The 24,010-nt window shown below is 67.1% G+C and carries 26 protein-coding genes; 17 read left to right on the top strand and 9 right to left on the bottom strand.

Annotated features, from left to right (window positions below; translation table 11 throughout):
• The first annotated feature begins 116 nt into the window (after nucleotides 1–116).
• From P2T65_RS05145 to P2T65_RS05130, 4 genes are read left to right on the top strand one after another with little or no spacing between them, the layout of a single operon-like run.
• Nucleotides 117–692, top strand: coding sequence for an SCP2 sterol-binding domain-containing protein (locus P2T65_RS05145; protein ID WP_245280501.1), 576 nt, complete (start codon nucleotides 117–119; stop codon nucleotides 690–692).
• The gene (locus P2T65_RS05140; RefSeq protein WP_276199341.1) at nucleotides 683–1,660 is read left to right on the top strand and encodes a peptidase U32 family protein; all 978 of its coding nucleotides are present in this window, start codon (nucleotides 683–685) and stop codon (nucleotides 1,658–1,660) included. The genes P2T65_RS05145 and P2T65_RS05140 overlap by 10 nt, the downstream gene beginning before the upstream one ends.
• 46 nt (nucleotides 1,661–1,706) lie before the next feature.
• Nucleotides 1,707–2,597, top strand: coding sequence for a U32 family peptidase (locus P2T65_RS05135; protein WP_276199340.1), 891 nt, complete (start codon nucleotides 1,707–1,709; stop codon nucleotides 2,595–2,597).
• A gap of 19 nt (nucleotides 2,598–2,616) precedes the next feature.
• Nucleotides 2,617–2,958, top strand: a complete 342-nt coding sequence (locus P2T65_RS05130; protein WP_055458678.1) for a hypothetical protein — start codon at nucleotides 2,617–2,619, stop codon at nucleotides 2,956–2,958.
• A gap of 4 nt (nucleotides 2,959–2,962) precedes the next feature.
• Here the strand turns inward: P2T65_RS05130 and P2T65_RS05125 are convergent, their stop codons facing one another.
• Nucleotides 2,963–4,144 carry an NnrS family protein gene (locus tag P2T65_RS05125; RefSeq protein ID WP_063188860.1) on the bottom strand — a complete coding sequence of 394 codons (1,182 nt, stop codon included), beginning with the start codon at nucleotides 4,142–4,144 and terminating at the stop codon, nucleotides 2,963–2,965.
• A gap of 208 nt (nucleotides 4,145–4,352) precedes the next feature.
• On the opposite strand from P2T65_RS05125, the gene P2T65_RS05120 reads away from it, so the two are divergent.
• Complete coding sequence (locus P2T65_RS05120; RefSeq protein ID WP_055458680.1) at nucleotides 4,353–5,060, top strand: Crp/Fnr family transcriptional regulator; 708 nt, start codon at nucleotides 4,353–4,355, stop codon at nucleotides 5,058–5,060.
• A 4-nt stretch (nucleotides 5,061–5,064) separates the two neighbouring features.
• On the opposite strand, the gene P2T65_RS05115 is transcribed toward P2T65_RS05120, so the two are convergent.
• Together P2T65_RS05115 and P2T65_RS05110 are read right to left on the bottom strand one after the other, a co-directional pair.
• On the bottom strand, nucleotides 5,065–5,292 hold the full coding sequence (locus P2T65_RS05115; RefSeq protein ID WP_276199339.1) for a DUF1858 domain-containing protein: 228 nt from the start codon (nucleotides 5,290–5,292) through the stop codon (nucleotides 5,065–5,067).
• A gap of 26 nt (nucleotides 5,293–5,318) precedes the next feature.
• Nucleotides 5,319–5,474 (bottom strand): hypothetical protein, encoded by a 156-nt coding sequence (locus P2T65_RS05110; protein WP_096335257.1) that lies wholly within the window; start codon nucleotides 5,472–5,474, stop codon nucleotides 5,319–5,321.
• A 132-nt stretch (nucleotides 5,475–5,606) separates the two neighbouring features.
• Between P2T65_RS05110 and P2T65_RS05105 the strand changes: the two genes are divergently transcribed.
• A complete protein-coding gene (locus P2T65_RS05105; RefSeq protein ID WP_055458681.1) occupies nucleotides 5,607–6,194 on the top strand; it encodes a cytochrome c oxidase subunit 3 in 588 nt (195 codons plus the stop codon).
• 5 nt (nucleotides 6,195–6,199) lie between these two features.
• Nucleotides 6,200–6,469, top strand: a complete 270-nt coding sequence (locus tag P2T65_RS05100) for a cytochrome C oxidase subunit IV family protein (RefSeq protein ID WP_055458682.1) — start codon at nucleotides 6,200–6,202, stop codon at nucleotides 6,467–6,469.
• Between the two features lie 47 nt (nucleotides 6,470–6,516).
• Here the strand turns inward: P2T65_RS05100 and P2T65_RS05095 are convergent, their stop codons facing one another.
• From P2T65_RS05095 to P2T65_RS05070, 6 genes are read right to left on the bottom strand one after another with little or no spacing between them, the layout of a single operon-like run.
• On the bottom strand, nucleotides 6,517–8,070 hold the full coding sequence (locus tag P2T65_RS05095) for an alpha-N-arabinofuranosidase (protein WP_055458683.1): 1,554 nt from the start codon (nucleotides 8,068–8,070) through the stop codon (nucleotides 6,517–6,519).
• 31 nt (nucleotides 8,071–8,101) lie between these two features.
• Nucleotides 8,102–8,953 carry an ABC transporter ATP-binding protein gene (locus tag P2T65_RS05090; RefSeq protein WP_055458684.1) on the bottom strand — a complete coding sequence of 284 codons (852 nt, stop codon included), beginning with the start codon at nucleotides 8,951–8,953 and terminating at the stop codon, nucleotides 8,102–8,104.
• A complete protein-coding gene (locus P2T65_RS05085; RefSeq protein WP_063188868.1) occupies nucleotides 8,950–10,023 on the bottom strand; it encodes an ABC transporter ATP-binding protein in 1,074 nt (357 codons plus the stop codon). The genes P2T65_RS05090 and P2T65_RS05085 overlap by 4 nt, the downstream gene beginning before the upstream one ends.
• The gene (locus P2T65_RS05080) at nucleotides 10,020–10,889 is read right to left on the bottom strand and encodes an ABC transporter permease (RefSeq protein ID WP_276199338.1); all 870 of its coding nucleotides are present in this window, start codon (nucleotides 10,887–10,889) and stop codon (nucleotides 10,020–10,022) included. Before P2T65_RS05080 ends, P2T65_RS05085 begins: the two co-directional genes overlap by 4 nt.
• Nucleotides 10,889–11,893 carry an ABC transporter permease gene (locus tag P2T65_RS05075; RefSeq protein ID WP_276199337.1) on the bottom strand — a complete coding sequence of 335 codons (1,005 nt, stop codon included), beginning with the start codon at nucleotides 11,891–11,893 and terminating at the stop codon, nucleotides 10,889–10,891. Before P2T65_RS05075 ends, P2T65_RS05080 begins: the two co-directional genes overlap by 1 nt.
• A 52-nt stretch (nucleotides 11,894–11,945) precedes the next feature.
• The gene (locus P2T65_RS05070; protein WP_063189056.1) at nucleotides 11,946–13,850 is read right to left on the bottom strand and encodes an ABC transporter substrate-binding protein; all 1,905 of its coding nucleotides are present in this window, start codon (nucleotides 13,848–13,850) and stop codon (nucleotides 11,946–11,948) included.
• 144 nt (nucleotides 13,851–13,994) lie between these two features.
• On the opposite strand from P2T65_RS05070, the gene P2T65_RS05065 reads away from it, so the two are divergent.
• From P2T65_RS05065 to P2T65_RS05020, 10 genes are all read left to right on the top strand, one after another.
• Entirely contained in the window at nucleotides 13,995–14,951 is a 957-nt protein-coding gene (locus P2T65_RS05065) for a metalloregulator ArsR/SmtB family transcription factor (protein WP_055458688.1), read from the top strand.
• Nucleotides 14,952–15,190: 239 nt separating this feature from the next.
• Nucleotides 15,191–15,643, top strand: coding sequence for a cytochrome c (locus tag P2T65_RS05060; RefSeq protein WP_055458689.1), 453 nt, complete (start codon nucleotides 15,191–15,193; stop codon nucleotides 15,641–15,643).
• 12 nt (nucleotides 15,644–15,655) lie between these two features.
• Nucleotides 15,656–17,002: a cbb3-type cytochrome c oxidase subunit I gene (locus tag P2T65_RS05055; protein WP_055458690.1), complete on the top strand. Its 1,347-nt coding sequence runs from the start codon at nucleotides 15,656–15,658 to the stop codon at nucleotides 17,000–17,002.
• A 59-nt stretch (nucleotides 17,003–17,061) separates the two neighbouring features.
• Nucleotides 17,062–17,868: a CbbQ/NirQ/NorQ/GpvN family protein gene (locus P2T65_RS05050; RefSeq protein WP_063188872.1), complete on the top strand. Its 807-nt coding sequence runs from the start codon at nucleotides 17,062–17,064 to the stop codon at nucleotides 17,866–17,868.
• A gap of 5 nt (nucleotides 17,869–17,873) precedes the next feature.
• Complete coding sequence (locus P2T65_RS05045; protein ID WP_276199336.1) at nucleotides 17,874–19,784, top strand: VWA domain-containing protein; 1,911 nt, start codon at nucleotides 17,874–17,876, stop codon at nucleotides 19,782–19,784.
• Nucleotides 19,785–20,053: 269 nt separating this feature from the next.
• A complete protein-coding gene (napE, locus tag P2T65_RS05040) occupies nucleotides 20,054–20,242 on the top strand; it encodes a periplasmic nitrate reductase, NapE protein (RefSeq protein WP_055458693.1) in 189 nt (62 codons plus the stop codon).
• An 11-nt stretch (nucleotides 20,243–20,253) separates the two neighbouring features.
• On the top strand, nucleotides 20,254–20,754 hold the full coding sequence (napF, locus tag P2T65_RS05035) for a ferredoxin-type protein NapF (protein WP_063188876.1): 501 nt from the start codon (nucleotides 20,254–20,256) through the stop codon (nucleotides 20,752–20,754).
• Nucleotides 20,747–21,049, top strand: a complete 303-nt coding sequence (locus P2T65_RS05030; protein WP_055458695.1) for a chaperone NapD — start codon at nucleotides 20,747–20,749, stop codon at nucleotides 21,047–21,049. The genes napF and P2T65_RS05030 overlap by 8 nt, the downstream gene beginning before the upstream one ends.
• The gene (napA, locus tag P2T65_RS05025) at nucleotides 21,046–23,538 is read left to right on the top strand and encodes a periplasmic nitrate reductase subunit alpha (protein WP_276199335.1); all 2,493 of its coding nucleotides are present in this window, start codon (nucleotides 21,046–21,048) and stop codon (nucleotides 23,536–23,538) included. Before P2T65_RS05030 ends, napA begins: the two co-directional genes overlap by 4 nt.
• The gene (locus P2T65_RS05020; protein ID WP_055458697.1) at nucleotides 23,511–24,008 is read left to right on the top strand and encodes a nitrate reductase cytochrome c-type subunit; all 498 of its coding nucleotides are present in this window, start codon (nucleotides 23,511–23,513) and stop codon (nucleotides 24,006–24,008) included. Before napA ends, P2T65_RS05020 begins: the two co-directional genes overlap by 28 nt.
• The last annotated feature ends 2 nt before the right edge of the window (nucleotides 24,009–24,010 follow it).

The raw sequence follows: 24,010 nt of genomic DNA, 5'->3' as shown, positions 1-24,010 counted from the left end.
CTTCGGGCAAGCGTTGCGGATCCGCGGACAGCACAGCCCCGGCGCCCCGCCGTCTTTGTCCTGGCGCAAGAAGGGGCGCGGCGCCCGGGTGTATAGGGCGGCTGGAGGAGACCGACATGCCATCGGAACAACCTGCCCGGCGTGCCGCCGGGCACGAGGAAGCCGCCGCCGACACGCCCGGCCGGGTGCCGCTCGTCGTGCAGCTCGCGCTGCGGCCCTTGCCGCTCCTGCCGCTGCAGCCCATCCTCGCGGCGACGCTCAGGGCGGTCCTTGCCAATCATCCCGGCATCTTCGAGCGGCTCGGCCCGCACGCGGGCAAGCGCTTCGGCCTCGCGCCGACGGACCTGCCGCTCGCCTTCCTGCTCGAGACCCTGCCGCGCCGCCCGCGCATCACGGCGGTGCGGGCGCTGCCGGCCCGCCTCGACGTCACCATCCGCGGCTCGATCGCGGCCCTCATCGGGCTGGTCGACGGTGGCTATGACGGGGATGCGCTCTTCTTTTCGCGCGACCTCGTCGTCGAAGGCGACATGGAAGCGGTCGTCGCCCTGCGCAACGCGGTCGACGATGCGCAGATCGATCTTGTGCGCGAGGGCTGCGGCAGCCTCGGCCCCCTCGCCGCGCCCGCCGAGCGGCTGCTGCGCAGCCTACTGCCGCGCCCCGTCACCGACCCCGGAGCCATGCCATGGAACTGATCTGCCCGGCGGGAACGCCGGCCGCCCTGCGCGCCGCCGTCGATGCCGGCGCGGACGCCGTCTATTGCGGCTTTCGCGACGAGACCAACGCCCGCAACTTCCCCGGCCTCAACTTCTCCCGCGCCGAGATGGCCGAGGGCATCGCCTATGCCCATGCGCGGGGCGCCAAGGTGCTCGTCGCCATCAACACCTTTCCCCGTGCCGGCCAGCTCGGCCTCTGGCAAGGCGCGGTCGACGACGCCGTGGCGGCGGGGGCCGATGCGCTGATCCTCGCCGATGTCGGTCTCATCGCCTATGCCGCCGCGCGCCACCCGGCGCAGCGCCTGCACGTCTCGGTGCAGGCCGCAGCGGCGAACCCCGATGCCATCGCCTTCTATGTCGAGGCCTTCGGCGTGAAGCGGGTGGTACTGCCGCGCGTGTTGAGCGTGCCCGAAATCGCCGCCATTACCCGTGCGACAGCCTGCGAGACAGAAGTCTTCGTCTTCGGCGGTCTTTGCGTGATGGCCGAGGGGCGCTGCTCGCTCTCCTCGCATGCCACGGGCCAGTCGCCCAACATGCACGGCGTCTGCTCGCCGGCGAGCCACGTGAGTTACCGGGACGACGGCAATACGCTCGTCTCGCGCCTCAGCGACTTCACCATCAACAAGTTCGCCAAGGGCGAGCCGGCCGCCTACCCCACCCTGTGCAAGGGCCGCTTCCGCACCGGGATCGGCGCGGGCTACATCTTCGAGGAGCCGGTGAGCCTCGACGCGGTGGAAATGCTGCCGGGCCTGAAGAAGGCCGGCGTCACGGCGCTCAAGATCGAAGGTCGCCAGCGCGGCCGCGCCTATATCGCGAGCGTTGTCGCCTCCTTCCGTGCCGCACTTGCCGCCCTCGAGGCTGGCCGGCCGATCACCGGAGCCGGCCTCACGACCATGACCGAGGGCCAGACGACGACCGTCGGCGCCTATCGCAAGACTTGGCGCTAGACCAGGCGGCGCTGGATCGGCGCCGCGCTTTCGCAGCGAGGACTTCATGGAACTGACGCTCGGGCCCGTGCTCTTCAACTGGCAGGCGGACGACTGGCGCGACTTCTATTTCCGCATCGCGGACGAGGCTCCGGTCGAGACCGTCGTCGTCGGCGAGGTGGTCTGCTCGAAGCGCATGCCTTTCTTTGCGCGCCACCTGCCGACCGTGGCCGAGCGGCTGACCGCGGCGGGCAAAGAGGTGATCTTCGGCTCCCTGGCGCTCGTCGCCCTCGAGCGCGAGCGGCGGCAGATGGAGGAATTGGCGAAGAGCGAGGACCTGACGGTCGAGGCCAACGACGTCTCCGTGCTGCGCCATCTCGCCGGCCGGCCCCACGCCATCGGGCCCTTCGTGAACATCTACAACGAGGCGACCGCCGCCTTCTTCGCGTCACGCGGGGCACGGCGCATGTGCCTGCCGCCCGAACTGCCGGCGGCCTCCGTCGCCGCCATCGCGGCCGGGGTGCCGGAGGTGATGGTGGAGGTCTTCGCCTTCGGGCGCGTGCCACTCGCCATCTCGGCGCGCTGCTATCACGCCCGCCTCCACAAGCTGACCAAGGACAACTGCCGCTTCGTCTGCGAGAAGGATCCGGACGGCCTCGCCGTGGAGACGCTCGACAACGAGCCCTTCCTCACCGTCAACGGCGTGCAGACGCTGTCGCAAACGGTGACGAATCTCGTCGGCGACATCGACCTGCTGCGCTCGGCCGGCGTCGGCGCGCTGCGCCTGTCGCCCCAGTGCTGCGACATGGTCGCCGTCGCCAGACTGTTCCGCGAGGTCATCGACGGCCGGCGCGAAGCGCGTGAGGCCGAGGCCGCGCTCGCCGAGGTCTATCCCGGCGCGGTCTTCGCCAATGGCTTCGTGCATGCTGAGCCGGGCGTGCGGCGCGTGGGGGCATAGGGCTGAGGGAGACGGACCAATGGCCGAGGCGAAGCGCCGCGACGAGACCGAGGTACTGCTGAGCCGACTCTCGGCCATCCTCACCCGGCTCGACATCGACTGCACATGCCGCGAGACGCTGAACGGTGCCATCGACCGCTTTGCCCGCCTCGAGGTGCGGCGCCTCGCCCGCCGACGGCTGGCCGAGGCGCGCGACTGCAAGGACCGCATCGGCGCCATCCTTCATCTCCTCTCGGAGCTCGACCAGATTACCGAGGGCGAGAGCGACCGCTCGGTCTTCGCCGAGATGGCGCTGCTCTTCGACGAGATTGCCGCCTCCGCCGCGGGAGGCGCCGCCGCATTGCGCCGCATCGAAGCGTAAGGCCTCAGCCGCCGAGGCGCGGACGCGTCAGCACGGGCCAGTAGACCAGCCCGAAGCCGAGGAAGGCGAGCGCCCATGAAAGCCCCGCCGTATGGATCAGCGGCGTATAGAAAGCCGGCAAATAAGCCGCGCCGATGCGGGCCAGAGTGGCGAGGACTACAAGGCAATATATGGCCTGCGTCGCAGCGGACGCGACAAGCGCCCGGCCGGTGTGGCCGAGGCTGGCGCGCGTCATGACCGCGAGCGTCATGGCGCCCACCGCCCCGCCCGTCCAGGCGTGGATGCCGGCCTCGGCGGGCACACCCGTCAGCGCCGCGATGCCGACGAGGAGGAAGCCGAGCGGCACGAACAGATAAGCGACGTGCAGGATGAGCACGAGCCGGTCGCGCGCCGTCCTTTCCCCCGCCCAGCGCGCCAGCCGCACGGCCTGCAGGAGACCGCCGAGGACCAGGAGCGTGCCCGGTACGGGCCCCTCCGGCACGGCCACCCACAGCGCGAGCGCTAGGACGCTCGCAATCATAGACACGACGTCGTAGCGGTTGAAGGCGACGGGCAGGCGGCCCGGATTTTCTCGCGCCAGCCAGTTGCGTGTGAAGCTCGGCACGATGCGCCCGCCGATGAGCATGATGAGCGCGATCGACACCGCCGTGCCCATGCGCGCACCATACTGCGCGATACCGAAGAGAGCCGCCTCCACATGGAAGACGACATTGCCGGCGAAGAGGAGGCCGACCGCGATGAGGACCTTCAGGTTGCGCCAGTTGCTGCCGGCGATGATCTCGCGCGCCGTAGCGAGCGCGACGAGGAGGAGGAAGCTGCAGTCGACGATCGCGGCCGGCCACGCGCCCCATAGCGCCGATCCGGTCACGGCGATGCGCCCGGCGATCCAGGCGGCCACAAGCACCGCGAGGGGCTTTCCCTGGATGGGCAAGCGCCCCGTCCAGTTCGGCACGGCCGTGAGCAGGAAGCCGGTGACGATGGCCGCGACATAGCCGAAGAGCATCTCGTGCACGTGCCAGTCGCGCGGGGAGAAGGCGGTCGCGAGCTCCAGCTGGCCGTGGAACATCGGCACCCAGGCGAGGATGGCGAGGCCGGCGTAGATCGCCCCGAGGAGGAAGAAGGGCCGGAAGCCGTAGGAAAGGAGAGCCGGGCCGGTGTAGCGGCGCAGGCGCGGGATGGCGTTCATCGCTCGCTCGTTCGTCAGGAGGAAGGGCGCGGGGGGCAGATCGGCGGCCGTGACGCTGCCGGGTGCTGCCGCGAGTTGCAGCGATGATATCCGCCAAGCCGCCCGGCCCGATTTGATCCATGACAAAGACTCTGCCTGTCCAGGGCGCTTTAGCCTGACGATGACGGAGCCGCGCCTCCTCCGCGGCGGCCCCGGAATGGAGCATGCTATGACGAGCGTCGACCCATCAGTGATTGCGGACGTGCCGCTCTTTGCCGGTCTCTCGCGGGCCGAGCATGAGGACATGCTGCGCGACGCGAAGGCAATCCGCGTCGCCAAGGGGCGCCCGGTCTTCGCCCAGGGCGAGGCGGCACATTCCTTTTTCGTCCTCGTCCACGGCCACCTGCGTGTCATGAAGCTGACACCGGACGGGCAGCAGGTCGTCGTACGCTTCGTGGTGCCGGGCGAGATCTTCGGCGTCGCATGCGCCATCGGCTGCAAGACCTATCCGGCAACCGCATCAGCCGTCATCGACAGCGTCGTGCTGGTCTGGCCCTCGGCCGTCTGGCCCGAACTGATCGCCCGCTGGCCGGCGCTGGCGAGCCGCGCCATGCACGCCATCGGCGGCCGCCTGCAGGAAGCACACACCCGTGTCGTCGAGATGTCGACCCGTCAGGTGGAGCAGCGCGTCGCCCATGCCCTGCTGCGCCTCGTGCAGCAAGCCGGCCGCAAGCTCGACAAGGGCGTGGAGATCGCCTTTCCCATCACCCGGCAGGACGTGGCCGAGATGACCGGCACGACCCTGCACACGGTGAGCCGCATCCTCAGCGCCTGGGAGGAGCGCGGCCTCGTCGAGGGCGGACGCCAGCGCATCGTGGTGCGCGAGCCGCACCAGCTCTTCATCCTCGCCGAAAGCAGCCCCGGCGCCTCCGCCTGAACGCTTAGGACGCGCAGCCGCAGCTCTCTCTGCACGGCTCGGCCGCGAGCGCACGCAGTGCGGCGAGGAAGACCGGCAGCTCGACGCCATGCTCGCGGCAGGCCTCCTCGACCGTGTGGAAGCAGCCGATCGGGCAGCCGACGCAATGCATGCGCTGTTCGAGAAAGGCCCGGATGGTCGCCGGCCAGCGGCGCATCACCTCGTCCACATAGTCGCTCGCCTCGATGGTCATGGCGTCGTTCCCGGATGCATGCCGCATCATTGCGTTACGAAGAGCATCACGGCGATGGCGACCGAGGCCGCCACAGCCGCGAGCGTCGCGCCGCCGCGCAGGGCGCCCATGCGATGGAGCGCGAGGGCGAAGATGACGATGAGGGGAGCGGCCACCGTCAGGCCGATCTGCGCCTCGCTCATGCGATGTTCACCCCGTTTGCTCGATGCGACGGCACCATCATGCCCCGGCGCGCACGGCCGGTTTTTGTCCCAGCGCAACGAGCCGGCGCGCAGCGAGCGTCTACCAACCATCCGGACGGAGGAACCGGAGCAATGACGCAGCTGGACGTCGAGGAGCATGCCGCGACAGCCTTGCCGGAAGCGGGCTGGGGGCCTCTTGCGGGCCTGCCTGGCCATCCCATGATGTGGGTTCTGATCGCGAGCGAACTCGCCGTCTTCGGCGCCCTCATCGTCGCCTTCGGCATCGCGGGCGCGCTCGAACCGGACCTGTTCGCCGCCGGCCGCGCTCGCCTCGATCCCCTCCTCGGCGGTATCAACACGCTCGTCCTCGTCACGAGCGGCTTCCTCGCCGCGATGGCCGTCGACGCAGCCGATGCGGGGCGCCGGCGTACCGCGCGCCTTCATGTCGCCGGCGCGATTATCCTCGGCGGTCTCTTCGTCATCGTGAAGCTAATCGAGTATCAGGCGAAATTGGCGGCCGGCATCGGCATCGAGACCGACCGCTTCTTCACGCTCTATTTCCTCGTCACCGGCTTCCATCTGCTGCACGTTTTGCTCGGCATGGTCATCCTCGCCGCGGTCGCGGTGACCGATGCGGACCTGCGCACCGGCACCGCCTTCTGGCACATGGTCGACCTCGTCTGGGTCGTCCTCTACCCTCTCGTCTATCTCGCCGGATGACAGTGATGCGCTCCTCGCCCGTCCGCATCTGGCTCGTCCTCGTCGTCCTGACGCTCGCAACGATCGCAGTAGGCCTGCCAGCCACCGCCGCGCCCTGGCTCGCGGGCCTCGTCGTACTCGGCCTCGCTCTCGCCAAGGGTCGGCTCATCGTGCTTGACTTCCTCGAACTGCAGCGCGCGCCACGGCTCTGGCGCGGCCTCGTCATGGCCTGGCTCTGGGGCGTGACGGGCCTTGCCGTCCTCGCCGGCCTCATCCCGCTTCTCCTTGCCGCCTGAGAAGCGGCTGAGGTGCTCGTCCTCCGGCGGACAAGCGCCGGCCGCGATCAGTTCCCTCGGGCCGAGAGTCGGATGACATTCCAGGACGCCGGCGCCAGTCGCACCCGCACGCGATCCCCCGTGATCTCGACGCCTTCGAGAGATGCGGGCTTGATCTCGTCCGGACGGTCCTTCGTGTTCGTCGCCTTGAGATCGCCGTGGTGCAGCTCGTGGGCCTCGCCCAGTGAGAGCGCGCCGAACCCGCGAACCTGTGTTTCGACTGTAAGCGTTTCCGTGAGATTCCGGTTGAGGGCGAAGAGAGTCACGGTGCCCTCGTCGAGGTTGTCGACGACAGCGAGCTTTAGATAGGGGACATCCGGCATCGGAAAGCTCAGCTCGGACGTGCCGCGCGGATCGTAGTAGACGGTGGTATAGACCGGCGATGACACGCGGGTCTGAAGCACGCGCCCGCGCCCGAACCTGCTCATGTCACGGAAGGGATAGAAGATCGACTGTCGCCACGCTGGCCCGCCCGTCTCGGTCATGATCGGGGCGATGGCATTGACGAGTTGCGCGAGGCAAGCGCTCTTCACGCGGTCGGCGTGGTTGAGCAGCGACAGGCAGGCGCCGCCGAAGGCGAGCGCATCCTGCATGTCATACACCTCCTCGAGGATCGGCGGGGCCACCGGCCAGCCGAGCTTGGTGCGCCCCTCGTTCTTGCGGCGGGTGCGGTACCAGACGTTCCACTCGTCGAAGCTCAGCATGATGCGCTTGGCGGAACGGCGTCGGGCGGCCACCGCATCGGCGATGGCGACCACCTCCTCGATGAAGCTGTCCATCAGGTCCGCACTCGCGAGGAAGGACGGCGTGTCGTCGGCGTAGTTGTTGAGATAGGTGTGGAGCGAGATGAATTCGACATGGTCGAAGCAATGCTCCAGCACCGTGTCCTCCCAGCTGCCGAAGGTTGGCATGTTGCGCGAGGAGGAGCCGCAGGCGGCAAGCTCGATCGTGGGGTCGATCCACTTCATCAGCTTGGCTGCCTCGGTGGCGATGCGGCCGTATTCCGTCGCCGTCTTCATCTCCATCTGCCAGGGGCCGTCCATCTCGTTGCCGAGACACCAGAACTTCACACCGTGCGGCTTCTCCCAGCCATGGGCACGCCTGAGGTCCGATAGTTCCGTTCCACCGGGGAAGTTGCAGTATTCGAGGAGTCGACGGGCATCGTCCGGGCCGCGGGTGCCGAGATTGACGGCGAGCATCGGCTCGACGTCCGCAGCCCGGCACCAGTCCATGAACTCGTTGGTGCCGAAGGTATTGGGCTCGGTCGACATCCAGGCGAGGTCGAGCCGGCGCGGCCGCTTCTCGACGGGCCCGACCCCGTCCTCCCAATTGTAGCCCGAGACGAAATTGCCGCCCGGATAGCGGATGATCGTCGGCGCGAGCTCCCGCACGAGGGCGAGCACGTCGCCGCGGAAGCCACGCTCGTCCGCCGTGGGGTGGCCTGGTTCGTAGATGCCGCCGTAGACGCAGCGCCCGAGGTGCTCGACGAAAGCACCGAACAGGCGGGGATCGGTGTCCCCGATGACGAAGTCGCGATCGACGATGACGTGAGCTTCTTTCATGATGGCTCCAGGGATCGGCAGGAGTGAATGTTCAGCGCAAGGAAGGCTGGATGGCCTCGGCGTCGAGCCCCGTTCCGCGCCATGCGCCGTCGACGGACAGGACGGCCTCGCGCAGCCGGATCGAATACGGATGTCGGGGGGCGGCGAGGACCTGTCGCGCATCGCCGGCTTCCACCACCTCGCCGGTCTGCATGATGATGAGGCGGTCGCTGATGTAATAGGCGGTGGCGAGGTCGTGGGTGATGTAGATGATCGACACCCCGAGATCGTCCCTCAGCATGCGGAAGAGGTTGATCACGGTCATGCGCAGCGAGGCGTCGATCATCGAAACCGGCTCGTCCGCCACGATCAGCGAGGGGCTGGACACGAGCGCACGGGCGATGGCGATGCGCTGCAGCTGCCCGCCCGACATCTCGTGCGGAAAGCGGCCGCTGACCTCCGCGAGCGACAGGCCCACCTTGTGCAGCGCGTCGTCCACACGCGTCTCGCGCGCCTCCTTCGTGCGGCAGCCGGAGAAGACCTCGGCGGCGGTGTAGAGATAGCGGTCGACGGGCTTCAGCGGGTTGAAGGCGTCGAACGGGTTCTGGAAGATTGCCTGGACGCGGCTCATGAAGGCCACCCGGTCGCGCCGGCTGCGGATGTGGGCAAGGTCGCGCCCCTCGAAGCGGATGCTCCCGCCGGTGGGCCGGGCCGTGTTCAGGATCATGCTGGCGAGCGTCGACTTGCCGCTGCCGGATTCGCCGATGATGGTGAAGACTTCGGGCCGGTCGGCATCCAGCGAGAAGCTGACGTTGCGCACCGCGCGCTTCATGCGGCGCGAGAACAGCCCGCGGCCGGCGAAGGTCTTGCTGACATTGTCGACATCGAGAAGGTTCGGCTTCACGGGCGTACCTCCTCCATCGCGGGTGCCACGGCATCGGGCGATGCCGTGACGACGTGGCAGGCCACCCGGCGGCCCGGGGCGACGGCAACCATGGGCGGCGCCTCCCGGCGGCAGATGTCGATCGCCAGTGGGCAGCGCGGGTGGAACCGGCAACCGCTCGGCGGCGCGGCGAGATTGGGCGGCGAGCCTTCCAGTCCCTTCTTCGGCGTGTCGTCGCCGATCTGCGGCAGGCTCGAAATGAGGTGACGGGTATAAGGATGCAGCGGCTGGCGGAAGAGATCGCGCGTGCGCCCCTCCTCCACTAGCCGGCCAGCATACATGATGCCGAGCCGATCCGTCAGGTTGGCGTGCACGGCCATGTCGTGTGTGACGAACAGGACCGAGGAGCCGAGCTCGCGCTGGATGCCCCGAAGCATTGCAAGGACGCCCTTCTGCACGATGACGTCGAGCGCCGTGGTCGGCTCGTCGGCGATGATGAACTCCGGCCCGCAGACCGTGGCCAGTGCGATCGCAACCCGCTGGCGCATGCCTCCCGACAGCTCGTGCGGATAGGCGTCGAGCACCGATCTTTCGAGATGCAGGCGCTCGAGGTGACGCCCGATGCGCTCGGCAAAGGCTGCCCCCTTCTCGGGCACGTGCGGCAAGGCGAAATCGGTGAAGGAGTGCCGGATCCGCCGTACCGGGTTCAGCACGCTCATCGAGCCCTGCATGATGTAGGATAGGCGCTTCCAGCGGATCTCGCCCAGTTCGCGCGGGGTGAGGCGATAGATGTCGCGCGTTCCGTCGGAAAAATTGAAGCACACCGACCCCGTCTCGACCGCCAGCGGCGGGCGGATGGCGCCGGCGATGGTCTTGATCAGCGTGCTCTTGCCGGAGCTTGACTCGCCAGCGAGCCCATAGATCTCATTGCGGCCGATGGCGAAGGTGACATCATCGACGGCCCGCACCTCGCGGTCGATGCCGAAGAGCTTGAGTCGGTAATAGGCCTTGAGGCGGTCGACCGACAGGAGCGGGATTGCCGCGTCGTCCTCGGCAGCGGCGGATGCGGCCGCAGGGTGCAGCAGGGTCATGCCTGGCCTCCCAGGCGGCTGAGGCGGCTGCGCGGATCGATGTATTCGTTCATCGAGATGGCCAGCAGGAACAGCCCGATGAAGAGCAGCACCACGAAGGCGATGGGAAAAGCCACCCACCACCAGATGCCGGACACGAGCGCCGTGTGCTGGTTGGCCCAGTAGATCATACCGCCGATGGTCGGGGTGTTGATGTCGGTGAAGCCGAGCACCGACAGCGTCACCTCGATGCCGATCGACCAGTTGATGTTGTTGAGCGTGGTCGAGAAGACGATCGGCAGCACGAACGGCAGATGCTCCTGCCAGACGATCCGGCCGGTGCCCATGCCCGAGAACACCGCCTGGCGCGTGAATTCGCGCGTGCGCAGGCTCATGGCGATAGAGCGGGTGAGGCGCGCGTCATATGCCCAGCCAAGCAGGGCGACGATCAGCGCGAGCAGGCCCCAGGTCATCTGGTCGCGCATGATGAAGTAGAAGAGGACAAGGATCGGGAAGAGCGGGATGACGACGAATGTGTCGTTGAGCGACATGAGCACCCGGTCGACCCAGCCGCCGCGATAGCCGGAGACGAGGCCGACGCATAGCGAGATGACGCGGCTGATGACGGCCACCACGATGCCGAACAGCAGCGTGTTGCGGATGGCGAAGGTCAACTGCCAGAAGACGTCTTGGCCGCGTGAGGTGGTGCCGAACGGATGTTGCCATGATGGCGGCAGGTCCGGCGGCACAACATAGACGTCGAGCGGCGGATAGGGCGAGAAGAAGGAACTCGCGGCGACCGCCACGACGATGAGGATGAGCAGCAGCCCGGTAGCGAATTCCTTGTTGTAGTAGAACAGGTCGCGCAGGACCTTCAGCGTGTTCATCAGGCTGCCTCCACGCGCGGATCGATCAGGGGATAGAGGAGGTCGATCAGGAGGACCATGGTTGACACGCCAAGGATCGAGATGGTCGTGATGCCGAGAACGAGGCTGTAGTCGCCGGCATGGACCGCGCTGATGAGGAGCGAGCCGATGCCGGGATAGCCGAAGACCTGCTCCGTGATGATCGCGCCGTTGAAGATGGCGCCGAGCTGGAGGGCAAGGCCGGTGACTTGGGGGCCGATGGCATTGCGCATCACGTAGTGCCGCAGGATCTTGCCGCGCCGGACGCCGGCAAGTTCCGCATAGGTGACGTAATCTTCCGTAACGATGTTGGAGACCAGCGAGCGCATGCCCATGAACCATCCGCCGATGCCGGCTGCCATGAGCGAGAGCACGGGCAGGATGGAATGAATGACGACGTCGAGCGCGAAGCCGACGACGTCGGTGCGGTCGGCCGCCATCGAGGCCCCGCCGCTGATCGGGAGGATCGGCCACAGATAGCCGAAGACGAGCAGCATCACGAAGGCCACGACGTAGTAGGGAACAGGGTGCAGCCCCGCGGTGACGACGCCGAAGGCCCTCAGGACGCGGTTCTCGCGATAGTAGCCGGCAAGACCGCCAAGCAGGTTGCCGAGGAACCAGGTGAGCAAGGTCGATACGAGCAGCAGCCCGACCGTCCAGGGCAGCGCCCGCAGGATGAGTTCCGAGACCGGCGTGGGAAAGGCCGAGAGGGATGGCCCGAAATCACCCACCAGCACCCGCTGCCAGAACGACAGATACTGCTGCCACGGCGAGCCCTCGAGCCCGTAGAGCTCGCTGAGCGAGCGGCGCATCATCTCGATGGCTTCAGGGCTCGTGCTGCCGTAAGCGGTCGCCGCCGAGATTGTCTGCTCGACCGGGTTGATCGGCGTGCTGTGGGTCACGACGTAGGCGATGTTGATGCCCACGAAGACCACGACGGCGAACTGCAGCAGACGTTTCGACAGATAGGTCAGGTAAGGCTTCATGGACCATCCCTCGGCGCTGTCCGGGACGGGCGCTGGCCCGTCCCGCTTGCCGTCACTTGCCGGTCGGCTTCAGCCTGACCATCATGGCGCGTGAGTTGCCCCAGTTGGGGACGGGATTGGCGTATGGGTCCTCCGCCGTCGGGTAGCCGGTCCAGTAGGTCTCGTCCATGGCCGTGAAGACGTTGTAGGCCATGAGCGGGATGATCGGCATCTCGCGCACCATGAGCTTCACGTACTCACGGCCAAGCTCGACGGTGCGGGGATCGTCGAAATCAATCCGGCGCACCGCCTCGATGATCCTGTCAAGTTCGGGACTCGCCCAGCGCTGCCAGTTGCGCGGCGACTGGGTCTTGCCGGCCGGCGCGACGAACTGGGAATGCCAGCTGTCCAGGAAAAACGACAAATCGGGGTGGCCTCCGTAGGTTTCGACACTCCAAGAGATCAGGATCTCGAAGTCGCCCGTGTTGCGGCGGTCGAGCATGGTGCCCTGCGCAACCTCGGTCTTGGCATCGATGCCGAACTGGCGCCATTGCTGGACGATCATGGTGCCGGCCCGCGTCAGGATGGGGCGCGTCTCACCCTCGACCATCACCTTGACGGAGAAGGGCTTGCCGTCGGGCATGTACCAGCTGTTGCCCCGCTTGGTGAAACCCGCCTTCTGTAGGAGTTCCGCTGCCGCCTGCGGATCGGCCTTCCACCAGCCGTAGCCGAAGGCCCTGTCGATCTCGGCCGGATCCGTGGGGATCTGGTCCCCCATGCTCGGCCGAAGCATATCGGCGATCTGCGCGCCGATGGTCGGATCATAGGGGCGGATCTTGCGCTTGCCGGTATCGAGCTCGAACGACGCCAGCCAGTCCCGCAGGGGAACGTGATAATCCTCGGGATGGGTGCCCGTCGGCGGGATGGCGATCGGCGACAGCGTCGCCGCACCCCGGTAGGCCGCCATGGAAACCGCCTTGATGTCGATGAGCATCGCCAGCGCCCAGCGCACGTCACGGTTCTGGAAGGCGGGATTCTGCATATTGAAGATCACTGACGGCAGCGTCGGATCGGGATGCGCGAAGGGGAAATTCTTGAACCAGGTCTTCAGGCTGTCCGACTGCTTGGTGAGCGTGAACATGCCTTCAGGCGCGATGTCGTGCACCACGTCGAGGTTGTGGTTGAGCTGGGCGATGACGCGCTTGTCCGGCGGGCCGGGATCGACATAGGCGGCATAGGTGGGGCCGGGCTCGCCGTAGCGGCCAAGCGTCGTGCGCTGCCAGTCATCGCGCTTCTGCCAGATGTACCATTTGCCGTTCGGGTCGAAGCTGTGCAGCTTGTAGGCGCCCAGCGAAACCGGCGGGTTGAAGTCGAACTTCAGCGGGTCGCCCGCCTTTTCGAAGACATGCTTGGGCATGATCCAGATGGCATTGAAGCGTACCGTGAACAGCGCATGGAAGCGCGAGTTCGGCTTCTTCAGCTTGAAATGCACGGTGTGCGCGTCGGGCGCCGAGACGCTCTCGACATTGAGCGAAAGCAGCGCGCTCCAGCGCATGCCGGGATTCTTGATCTGCGACTCGACGGTGTAGACGACATCGTCGGCGGTGAAGGCGACGCCGTCGCTCCAGTAGATGTCGGACTTCAGCTTCACCGTCATTTCGGTGAAGTCACTGTTGTAGATCGGCTTCTCGGAGGCGAGCGAGTTCTCCCACGGCCCATCGAGACCCCGCTCGGGATCAATGTACCAGAGGGTGTCGAGGGCGAGCTGGTGCAGGCCCGTGAACTGGCCGCCGGCGTTCAGCGTCCAGATGTTGAACCAGCCCGGATTCTTGATGGTACCTTCGGGGTTCTCGAGGATGATGGTCTGGGATCGCGGCACGCCGGGTACGGTAACCTGGGCGAACGCCGTTTCGGCCTGCAAGGTCAAGCCACTCGCGCCGAGGAGCAGCCCGGACGCGAGCGAAAGCATGCGCAGCATGTGCATGGGTGTTTCCTCCACTGCCGTATTTGGCTTTTTCTTTGAGTTAACACCGCAGGAATTGCATTGGTCAACGAGAACCTGATATATATCCGAACTTACGATTAAAATAGCGCCCATCCATCGGGGCGAGAGAACGGCACGATGAGCGATTTCAAGAGGAAGTTCCTGACCCTGTTCGCGTCGGAAAGCGGCGAGACGATCCGCGCGCTCGCTTCCCCGGCCAGGGTGCGCGCTCTCAAGCTCCTGCGCGAGCACGGCGCGCTCAATGTGAACGAGATCAGCGAGGCACTCGACCTGCCACAGTCCACCGTTGCGACCCATATCCAGGTGCTCGAGCGGGCTGGCCTCCTGGAGACGGAGACGAGGAAGGCCTCCAAGGGGCAGCAAAAGGTCTGCTCCGTTCGCTACGACGAGATCATCATCCGCCTCGACGACCAGGATGCGCTCGCCGGCAAGGATTACGTCGAGGTCGCGATGCCGATCGGGCTCTACACCGGCTGCCAGGTGACCGCGCCCTGCGGACTGTGCTCGACGGACAGCGTCCTCGGCGTGCTCGACGTGCCCGACTTCTTCCTCGACCCGCAGCGGATGAACGCCTCGCTCGTGTGGTTCAGCCGCGGCTATCTCGAATACAAGTTCCCGAACAACGGCAAGGTCCTGGGAGCGGAGATCGACCGCCTCGAATTCATCATGGAGCTGTCGTCGGAAGTGCCGGGCACCAGCCTTGACTGGCCGTCCGAAATCAGCCTCTGGGTCAACGACGTCAAGGTCGGCAGCTGGATCTCGCCGGGCGATTTCGGCGACAAGAGGGGCGTCTATACCCCCCAATGGTGGAAGCTCGAAGGCTCGCAGTACGGCAAGCTCGTCACCTGGCAAATCAACCGCAACGGCACGTCGGTCAACGACGTGCAGATCTCCTCCGTCTCACTCGACCAGCTCGGGCTGGACATGCACCATGGCATCCGCATGCGCATCGGCATCGATGACAACGCGCGCCACCCCGGCGGGCTGAACATCTTCGGGCGCGGCTTCGGCAATCATGACCAGGACATCATCATGCGCCTGCGCCTGAAGCCGCCGGCAGAAGCCGGGGCATAACCCCTCATCACACCGAAGCCTCTGGACGAGAACCCGCACCGGGCGGTCGGATCCACCTTGCAGGCGCCACGCCGCAGAGTTCGCCGTCGACATCACGCCCGCCGGCCAAGGCTCCAGGTGCTTGTGCCAGCACAAAGAGCCTGCCGTCCCGCAAGCTAGTTTCCAAACGATCGTGCGCGGTCCCCGCTACAAGCGACGCCGCGCGCCTGATCTCCCGATCTAGCGAGAGAGGACACGTGATGGCTGACAGCCTCACCAAATCGGCGGCGAGGAACGTCTTCTATGGCGGCTCGCTGTTCTTCTTTGTCATCTTCGTCGGCCTGACTGCCCACAGCCATTACTTCATGGTCAATACATCGACCGACAAGGCGGGGCTGACGGATGCCGTAGCGCGCGGCAAGCACGTGTGGGAGAAGCACTCCTGCATCAACTGCCACACCCTGCTCGGCGAGGGCGCCTATTTCGCCCCCGAGCTCGGGAACCTCTGGGACCGCTGGGGCGGCACGGAGGATCCCGAAACGGCGCGCGAGATGCTGAAGGCGTGGATGCAGTCGCAGCCCACGGGCATCGAGGGCCGGCGCCAGATGCCGCAGTTCAACCTGAGCGACCAGGAACTCAACGACCTTGCCGATTTCCTCGAATGGACGGGCCGGATCAAGACGCAGAACTGGCCGCCCAACAAGGCCGGCTGAGGAGTGCCGACAATGCGATACGAATCCCAGAAGGTGGCCCTCATCTATTTCTACGGCGCCCTCGTGCTCTTTCTCGCCCAGGTCAGCTTCGGCGTCGTCGCCGGAACGATCTACGTGCTGCCCAACACGCTCTCCGAGCTGCTGCCCTTCAACATCGTGCGCATGATTCACACCAACGCGCTCGTGGTGTGGCTGCTGATGGGCTTCATGGGCGCGACCTATTACCTCCTGCCGGAGGAGACGGAGACCGAACTCTACAGCACCGGCCTCGCCAAGCTGCAGTTCTGGCTCTTCTTCGTCGCCGCCGGTATCGCCGTCGTCGGCTATCTCTTCCGCATCCACGAGGGGCGCGAGTTCCTCGAGCAGCCCTTCGCCATCAAGGTCGGCATCGTCGTCGTCGCCCTCATCTTCCTCTTCAACGTCACCATGACGGCGCTGAAGGGCCGCAAGACGGTGGTGACGAACATCCTGCTCTTCGGCCTGTGGGGTATGGCGCTGTTCTTCCTGTTCGCCTTCTACAACCCGGCGAACCTCGCGCTCGACAAGATGTACTGGTGGTACGTCATCCACCTGTGGGTCGAGGGCGTGTGGGAGCTGATCATGGCCTCGGTGCTGGCCTTCCTCATGATCAAGCTCAACGGCATCGACCGCGAGGTGGTGGAGAAGTGGCTCTACGTCATCGTCGGCCTCGCCCTCTTCTCCGGCATCCTCGGCACCGGCCACCACTATTACTGGATCGGCGCGCCCGGCTACTGGCAGTGGATCGGCTCGCTGTTCTCGACGCTGGAGGTCGCGCCCTTCTTCACCATGGTCGCCTTCACCGTGACCATGACCTGGAAGGCCGGGCGCCGGCACCCCAACCGAGCCGCGCTGCTATGGTCCGTCGGCTGCTCGATCATGGCCTTCCTCGGCGCGGGCGTGTGGGGCTTCCTGCACACGCTCTCCTCGGTCAACTACTACACCCACGGCACCCAGGTGACGGCGGCGCACGGGCACCTCGCCTTCTACGGCGCCTATGTGATGCTCAACCTCGCCGTCATGGCCTATGCCTGGCCGCAGCTGACCGGCCGGACCCCCTACAACCAGTGGCTCTCCATGGCGAGCTGCTGGCTGATGAGCACGGCGATGATGGTGATGACCTTCGCCCTCACCTTCGCCGGCGTCATCCAGGTGCACCTGCAACGGGTGCTCGGCGAAGGCTACATGGACGTGCAGGACCAGCTGGCGCTGTTCTACTGGATCCGCCTCGGCTCCGGCGTGGTCGTCGTCGTCGCCGCGCTGATGTTCGTCTGGGCCGTGCTGGTGCCGGGCCGCGAGCGCACCGCACCTTCCGGCGGCACGCTGCAGCCCGCCGAATGACCGGACGGGGCGGCACGAGCCGCCCCTTCCCTTCGCTTTCCCGAACAAAGGGCCCTCCCATGCTCCGCGCACTGGACACCGCGCCCGTCCCGGCCGTTCCCTACTACGTGCCGGCGGGCAACGAATGCACGCTCTTCGCCCACGCCCACCGCAACCGCCTGCCGGTGCTGCTGAAGGGGCCGACCGGCTGCGGCAAGACACGTTTCGTCGCCCACATGGCGGCGGAGCTCGGCCTGCCGCTCTTCACCGTCTCCTGCCATGACGACCTCGCGGCGGCCGATCTCACCGGCCGCTATCTCCTCAAGGCAGGCGAGACGGTCTGGGTCGACGGCCCTCTGACCCGAGCCGTGCGCGAGGGCGGCATTTGCTACCTCGACGAGGTGGTGGAGGCGCGCAAGGACGTCACCGTGGTGCTGCATCCCCTCTCCGACGACCGGCGCATCCTGCCGCTGGAGCGCACGGGCGAGGAGCTCGCCGCGCCCGACGGCTTCATGCTCGTCGTCTCCTACAATCCCGGCTATCAGAACCTTCTGAAGGCACTGAAGCCGAGCACACGCCAGCGCTTCGTCGCCATCAGCTTCGACTTCCTGCCACCGGAGCGCGAAACGGCCGTCGTCGCGGCCGAGAGCGGCCTTGCGGAAGGCAAGGTACGGCCGCTCGTCAGCCTCGCCGGCCGGCTGCGCGCCCTCAAGGGCCAGGATCTCGAGGAAGGTATCTCGACGCGTCTCCTCGTCTATTGCGCGACGCTGATTGCCGCCGGCATGCCGGCCGAGGAGGCCGTGACCGCCACGATGATCGAGCCGCTGACCGACGAGCCCGACGTGCGCACCGCGCTCGCCGAAATCGCCCGCGCGACACTGGGCTGACCGCCATGCTGGACTTCCTCGAGCTCGAAGAGACCGTCGGCCGTGCCTGGCACCGCCTCGTCGGCGACGCGGCGAGCTACCGGCGCCACCCGGAGGCGGGCGTCGGCCTCGAGGAGGTGCGCGGCGCGCTCGCGGTCTTCTTCCGCGGCCTCGGCGGCGAGGCGGGCGTGCAGCTCGCCGCCAGCGCCGGCCGCACTTTCCATCACCGCCTGACGCTGCGCCAGCGCGTCGGCATGGCGGACGAACGGCTCGAGCAGCCGCGGCGCGATACGGGCTCGCTCGTCCTGCCCGCGCGCATCGACCTGCTGCCGGAAGCGCGCCTCAACCGCGCGCTCTATTTCTGGCTGGCGGCCTATGGCGTGCACATGTCGCTCGCGCCGATCACCGAGGCCGATCCCCTGCGCCGCGATCTCGCCGTCCTCCTGCGGGCGCGCGATACGGTCGGCCGCGTGCTTTCCGCCCAGCCCGGCCTCGTGACGACTTATCGCGACCTCTGCGAGGCGCTTCTCGCCGTGCGGCCCAGCCGCCCCCTGCCGGCGGTGGAGCGGGAGGTCGAGCGTCTCGTCCACGCCCTGTTGACCGGCGAGACGCCGGAGGCGCTCGACGAGGTGGCGCACAGCCTGGCCCAAGGCAGCGTCCATGCGCCGGCAAACTATCAGCCTTTCCTGCCCGTTCCGCTCTGGGTCGATGCCGCCGCGCGGCCGGCCGAGGCGACACCGAGCGCCGACGAGCCGGCCCGCAACGGCCTGCTCGCGCCGGTGGTCGACCTACGCAAGCGCCTTGCCCGGCGGCGCGAGGCGGATGCCGCGCAGCGGCGCGATCCCTTCGTGCTCAACCGCTTCGAGAAGATGCTCGCCATCGCCGAGATGGTGAACGTCTCGCGCCCGTCGGACGGCGACGAGGACGAGGAGGCCGAGAAGGCCGCCGACGATGTGGAGGAGCTGACGGTCTCGCGGCGCCAGCCGGGCCGGCCGGCCGCGCGCTTCAAGTTCGACCTCGACCTGCCGCCCGAGGCGGTGGACACGGCGGCCCTGGCTGGCCTCAACACCTATCCGGAATGGGACTACACGCGCCGCGCCTATCTTCCCGGCCATTGCCGGGTGCTGGCCGGCACCGCGCGCGAGGAGGGCGAGCGGTGGACACCGGACGAAGCCGCCCGCCGGCGCATCCGGCGCGTACGCCGCCAGTTCGAGGCACTCAGGCCCCGGCGCGAGACGCTGCGCGCCCAGCTCGACGGCGAGGACGTCGACATCGATGCGCTCGTGCGCTCGATCAGCGAGATCCGCGCCGGCGGCGAGGGCTCGGACCGGCTACACCTCATGAACCGGCCGCTCGGCCACGATCTCGCGGTGACGCTGCTCGTCGACGTGTCGCTGTCAACCGATGCCTGGGTCGATGGCCACCGCGTCCTCGACGTCGAGAAGGAGGCGCTGCTGACGCTCGCCCACGGCCTCGCCGCCTGCGGCGACAATGCCGAGATCCTCACCTTCACCTCGCGGCGACGCTCCTGGGTGCGGGTCGAGACCGTCAAGGGTTTCGACGAGCCCATGGGCTCGATCGTCGAGCGCCGCATCGCGGCCCTGAGGCCTGGTTATTACACGCGCATCGGCGCCGCGTTGCGGCACGCCAGCGCGCAGCTCGCCAAGCGCCCGAATCGCAAGCGCCTCCTCATCGTTCTGACCGACGGCAAGCCGAACGACGTCGACCACTATGAAGGCCGCTTCGGCCTCGAAGACACGCGCCGTGCCGTGCGCGAGGCGCGGCGGGGCGGCGTCGCCGTCTTCGGCGTAACCGTGGACCGCGAGGCGCAGTCGTATTTCCCGGCCATCTTCGGCCGGGGCGGCTATGCCATTGTCGGCCGGATCGCCCGCCTCCCGGCAGCCCTGCCGGCCATCTACCGTCAGTTGATGCGTTAGGCCTTGGCCGCCACCAACGGACATGAGCAGGAGAAAGGAGGACACGGGCAAGGAATCGCGACCGGTCCGTCCGACCGCCTCACCGGCCATGACATGGATCAAAGGCGTGGTCCGGCTGTTACGGCACGCTGCCGAGGCTGGAAATCATTCCCGCTGGGGACCGCCTTGACAGGCACATGCAGCAATGTTGTCATCATTACATTGTAAAAAAGAAAAAATGCCTCGGCCTTTCGCAAGGCCGTGCAGTTGTGCCGGAGGAGACAATCGTCATGCCTGATCGGCAGGAGCCGGCCACGACGGAAACAGTGCCAACCCCCTCGCGGCGGGAAGAATTCTCCGCCTTCATCATCCTTGCCATCCTGATCTGGCCGGTTCTGGCCGTCGGCATTGTCGGCGGCTACGGCTTCCTCGTATGGATGTGGCAGATCGTCTTCGGCCCGCCGGGCCCTCCGCATTGAGGAGGCCAATCGTGAGCGAGGCACCGAGGCTCGACAGACGCAGCTTCCTCAGGGGGCGGATCGCCCCCCGGCCCGAAGCCGTCCGGCCGCCCTGGTCGCGCGAGGCCACGATCACCGCCGCCTGCACGGCCTGCGGCGCCTGCGCCACGGCCTGCCCGCAACACATCATCACGCCGGACGCCGACGGCCGCCCCGCGATCGCCTTCTCCAGCGAATGCACCTTCTGCGGCGCTTGCGCCGAAGCCTGCCCAGAGCCGGTGTTCGACGTCGCCGCACCGGCCTTTCCCCACGCGGCGGCCATCGGAGCGCAATGTTTCGCGGCGCGCGGCATCATCTGCCAGAGCTGTGGCGACGCCTGCCCGGAAGCGGCGATCCGCTTCCGGCCGCGCCTCGGCGGCCCGGCCCTGCCGGAGATCGCGAGCGACCGCTGCACCGGCTGTGGCGCCTGCATCGCCGCCTGCCCGGCCGCGGCGATCACCACCCACGTTCCGGCGGAGGCGGCCCATGCCTGAGCCCGCCGTGCCCGATCCCGTTACGCGTGAGCCCGACACGACCCTTCATATCTCGAGCGCCGTGGTGCGCACCCTGCCGGACCGCTGCGCCGAGGTGGTGAAGTGCGTAGGCGCCCTTCCCGACACGGAGATCCATCACGTCGCGGACGGCAGGATCGTCGTGGTGATGGAAGGGCCGGACAGCGCCACCCTCGGCGGGCGCCTGGCGACGATCGCCACCTTCGACGGCGTCCTGTCCGCCAATCTCGTGTTCGAGCAGATCACAACCCTTGCAGACCTTGGAGAATCGCCATGACGCTCTCGCGGCGAGACATGTTGAAGGCGCAGGCCGCCAGCGTCGCGGCCATGGCAGCCGGCATCCACACGGCCGCCGCCCAGCCGGTCATGGGTGGCGTCGAGACGCTGGAGATCCAGTGGTCGAAAGCGCCCTGCCGCTTCTGCGGCACGGGCTGCGGCGTCATGGTGGGCGTCAAGGAAGGCAAGGTCATCGCCACCCACGGCGACGTCAAGGCCGAGGTCAACCGCGGCCTCAACTGCATCAAAGGCTACTTTCTTTCTAAGATCATGTACGGCGCCGACCGGCTGACCCAGCCGCTGCTGCGCAAGAAGGGCGGCGTCTACGCCAAGGACGGTGATTTCACGCCCGTGACCTGGGACGAGGCCTTCGACGTCATGGCCGCCAAGGCCAAGGACGTCCTGAAGGCCAAGGGGCCGGAAGCGGTCGGCATGTTCGGCTCCGGCCAGTGGACGATCTGGGAGGGCTATGCGGCGACCAAGCTGATGCGCGCCGGCTTCCGATCCAACAATCTCGACCCCAACGCCCGCCACTGCATGGCCTCAGCGGCCTATGCCTTCATGCGCACCTTCGGCATGGACGAGCCGATGGGCTGCTACGACGACATCGAAGCCACGGACGCCTTCGTGCTGTGGGGCTCGAACATGGCGGAGATGCACCCGATCCTGTGGACGCGCATCGCCGACCGGCGTCTTGGCCATCCGCATGTGAAGGTGGCCGTCCTCTCCACCTTCACCAACCGCAGCGCCGACCTCGCCGACATTCCCATCGTCTTCAAGCCGGGCACGGACCTCGCCATCCTCAACTACATCGCCAACCACATCATCACGACCGGGCGGGTGAACGAGGATTTCGTCGGCAAGCACACCACCTTCGTCAAGGCCGCCACCGACATCGGCTACGGCCTGCGCGACGACGACCCGCGCGAGGTCGAGGCGCGCAAGGCGAAGGACGTCACGGCGATGGAGCCGACCGACTTCGAGACCTTCAAGCGCTTCGTCGCCGACTACACGCTCGAGAAGGTGTCGGAGCTCTCCGGTGTCGAGCCCGGCTTCCTCCGCGAGCTCGCCGAGCTCTATGCCGACCCCGCCCGCAAGGTCGTCTCGCTGTGGACCATGGGCTTCAACCAGCACGTGCGCGGCGTGTGGGCGAACCAACTCGTCTATAATCTGCACCTGCTGACGGGCAAAATCTCCGAGCCGGGCAACAGCCCCTTCTCGCTGACCGGCCAGCCTTCAGCCTGCGGCACGGCCCGTGAGGTCGGCACCTTCGCGCACCGCCTGCCGGCCGACATGACGGTGGTCAACCCCGAGCACCGCAAGAAGGCCGAGGAGATCTGGCGCATCCCACACGGCATCATCCCGGAGAAACCCGGCTACCACGCCGTGCAGCAGGACAGGATGCTGCACGATGGCAAGCTCAACTTCTACTGGATTCAGGTCAACAACAACCTGCAGGCGGCGCCGAACAGCTCGAACGAGACCTATCCCGGCTATCGCAATCCCGAGAACTTCATCGTCGTCTCCGACGCCTATCCGACGGTGACGGCGCTTGCCGCCGACCTCATCCTGCCCGCGGCCATGTGGGTCGAGAAGGAAGGCGCTTACGGCAACGCCGAGCGGCGCACGCATTTCTGGCACCAGCTCGTCAATGCGCCCGGCGAGGCGCGCTCCGACCTCTGGCAGATGATGGAATTCTCCAGGCGCTTCACGACCGACGAGGTATGGCCGGCGGAGATCCTCGAGCAGAACCCCAATTACAAGGGCCTGACGCTGTTCGACGTGCTGTTCCGCAACGGCAACGTCGACCGGTTCCCTCTCGCCGAGCTCGATCCGAACTACGAGAACGTGGAGGCCAGGCACTTCGGCTTCTACGTGCAGAAGGGCTTGTTCGAGGAATATGCGGAGTTCGGGGGTGGTCACGGGCACGACCTCGCGCCCTTCGACACCTACCATAAGGAGCGCGGCCTGCGCTGGCCGGTGGTCGACGGCAAGGAAACCCTGTGGCGCTACCGCGAGGGCTACGACCCCTATGTCGAGAAGGGCAAGGGTGTCGCCTTCTACGGCAATCCGGACGGGCGCGCGAAGATCGTCGCCGCGCCCTACGAGCCGCCCGCCGAAGTGCCGGACACGGAGTTCGACCTGTGGCTCGTCACCGGCCGCGTCCTGGAGCACTGGCATTCCGGCTCCATGACCATGCGGGTGCCCGAGCTCTACAAGGCCTTCCCTGGCGCGCGCTGCTTCATGCATCCCGACGACGCGCGCCAGCGCGGCCTCAACCAGGGGGCCGAGATCCGGCTGATCTCGCGCCGCGGCGAAATCCGTACGCGCGTCGAGACGCGCGGGCGCAACCGCATGCCGCCCGGCGTGGTCTTCGTGCCCTGGTTCGACGCGAGCCAGCTTATCAACAAGGCGACGCTCGACGCCACCGATCCCATCTCCAAACAGACGGACTTCAAGAAATGTGCGGTCAAGGTCGTTCCCGTCTGAACCCGCCGGCCAGCGCCTTCCGCGCCGGGCTCGCCGCAGCCTGCCTCGTGCTCTTCGCGGGCGCCCTCTCGGCCGCGGGCGAGGCACCGCAGATCGTGCCGCGCCTGACCGGCGAGGCCGCGCCGATGAGCGAGGTGAAGGCCCCGCCGCTGGCGCGTCCGATCGTCGATGACGTCAAGCGCATGCGCAACTATCCCGAGCAACCGCCGGTGATCCCCCATTCCATTGAGGGTTACCAGCTGACGCTGAACACCAACCGCTGCCTGTCCTGCCACAAGCGGGAGTTCACCGAGGGCTCCGGCGCGCCCATGATCAGCATCACGCATTTCATGGACCGGGACGGGCAGGTGCTGTCCGACGTCACGCCGCGGCGCTACTTCTGCACCCAGTGCCACGTGCCGCAGACCGATGCGTCGCCGCTCGTGCCCAATCTTTTCCAGGACGCCAGCAAGCTCGGCGGACAACGATAAGG

This window comes from Chelatococcus sp. XZ-Ab1, from assembly GCF_029309855.1.
Taxonomy (GTDB): Bacteria; Pseudomonadota; Alphaproteobacteria; order Rhizobiales; family Beijerinckiaceae; genus Chelatococcus_A; species Chelatococcus_A sambhunathii.
The sequence above is the reverse complement of the archived record's forward strand: the minus strand, read 5'-3'. Positions and strand labels throughout refer to the sequence as shown.

Coding starts and splice junctions, on each gene's coding strand:
- P2T65_RS05140 (WP_276199341.1), top strand. CDS start 683: ATGGAACTGATCTGCCCGGCGGGAACGCCGGCCGCCCTGCGCGCCGCC.
- P2T65_RS05125 (WP_063188860.1), bottom strand. CDS start 4,144: ATGAACGCCATCCCGCGCCTGCGCCGCTACACCGGCCCGGCTCTCCTT.
- P2T65_RS05105 (WP_055458681.1), top strand. CDS start 5,607: ATGACGCAGCTGGACGTCGAGGAGCATGCCGCGACAGCCTTGCCGGAA.
- P2T65_RS05050 (WP_063188872.1), top strand. CDS start 17,062: ATGCTCCGCGCACTGGACACCGCGCCCGTCCCGGCCGTTCCCTACTAC.
- P2T65_RS05020 (WP_055458697.1), top strand. CDS start 23,511: ATGTGCGGTCAAGGTCGTTCCCGTCTGAACCCGCCGGCCAGCGCCTTC.
- P2T65_RS05145 (WP_245280501.1), top strand. CDS start 117: ATGCCATCGGAACAACCTGCCCGGCGTGCCGCCGGGCACGAGGAAGCC.
- napE (WP_055458693.1), top strand. CDS start 20,054: ATGCCTGATCGGCAGGAGCCGGCCACGACGGAAACAGTGCCAACCCCC.
- P2T65_RS05085 (WP_063188868.1), bottom strand. CDS start 10,023: ATGACCCTGCTGCACCCTGCGGCCGCATCCGCCGCTGCCGAGGACGAC.
- P2T65_RS05060 (WP_055458689.1), top strand. CDS start 15,191: ATGGCTGACAGCCTCACCAAATCGGCGGCGAGGAACGTCTTCTATGGC.
- P2T65_RS05110 (WP_096335257.1), bottom strand. CDS start 5,474: ATGAGCGAGGCGCAGATCGGCCTGACGGTGGCCGCTCCCCTCATCGTC.
- P2T65_RS05130 (WP_055458678.1), top strand. CDS start 2,617: ATGGCCGAGGCGAAGCGCCGCGACGAGACCGAGGTACTGCTGAGCCGA.
- P2T65_RS05120 (WP_055458680.1), top strand. CDS start 4,353: ATGACGAGCGTCGACCCATCAGTGATTGCGGACGTGCCGCTCTTTGCC.
- P2T65_RS05075 (WP_276199337.1), bottom strand. CDS start 11,893: ATGAAGCCTTACCTGACCTATCTGTCGAAACGTCTGCTGCAGTTCGCC.
- P2T65_RS05065 (WP_055458688.1), top strand. CDS start 13,995: ATGAGCGATTTCAAGAGGAAGTTCCTGACCCTGTTCGCGTCGGAAAGC.
- P2T65_RS05055 (WP_055458690.1), top strand. CDS start 15,656: ATGCGATACGAATCCCAGAAGGTGGCCCTCATCTATTTCTACGGCGCC.
- P2T65_RS05070 (WP_063189056.1), bottom strand. CDS start 13,850: ATGCTGCGCATGCTTTCGCTCGCGTCCGGGCTGCTCCTCGGCGCGAGT.
- P2T65_RS05045 (WP_276199336.1), top strand. CDS start 17,874: ATGCTGGACTTCCTCGAGCTCGAAGAGACCGTCGGCCGTGCCTGGCAC.
- P2T65_RS05080 (WP_276199338.1), bottom strand. CDS start 10,889: ATGAACACGCTGAAGGTCCTGCGCGACCTGTTCTACTACAACAAGGAA.
- napA (WP_276199335.1), top strand. CDS start 21,046: ATGACGCTCTCGCGGCGAGACATGTTGAAGGCGCAGGCCGCCAGCGTC.
- P2T65_RS05030 (WP_055458695.1), top strand. CDS start 20,747: ATGCCTGAGCCCGCCGTGCCCGATCCCGTTACGCGTGAGCCCGACACG.
- P2T65_RS05095 (WP_055458683.1), bottom strand. CDS start 8,070: ATGAAAGAAGCTCACGTCATCGTCGATCGCGACTTCGTCATCGGGGAC.
- P2T65_RS05135 (WP_276199340.1), top strand. CDS start 1,707: ATGGAACTGACGCTCGGGCCCGTGCTCTTCAACTGGCAGGCGGACGAC.
- P2T65_RS05115 (WP_276199339.1), bottom strand. CDS start 5,292: ATGACCATCGAGGCGAGCGACTATGTGGACGAGGTGATGCGCCGCTGG.
- P2T65_RS05100 (WP_055458682.1), top strand. CDS start 6,200: ATGCGCTCCTCGCCCGTCCGCATCTGGCTCGTCCTCGTCGTCCTGACG.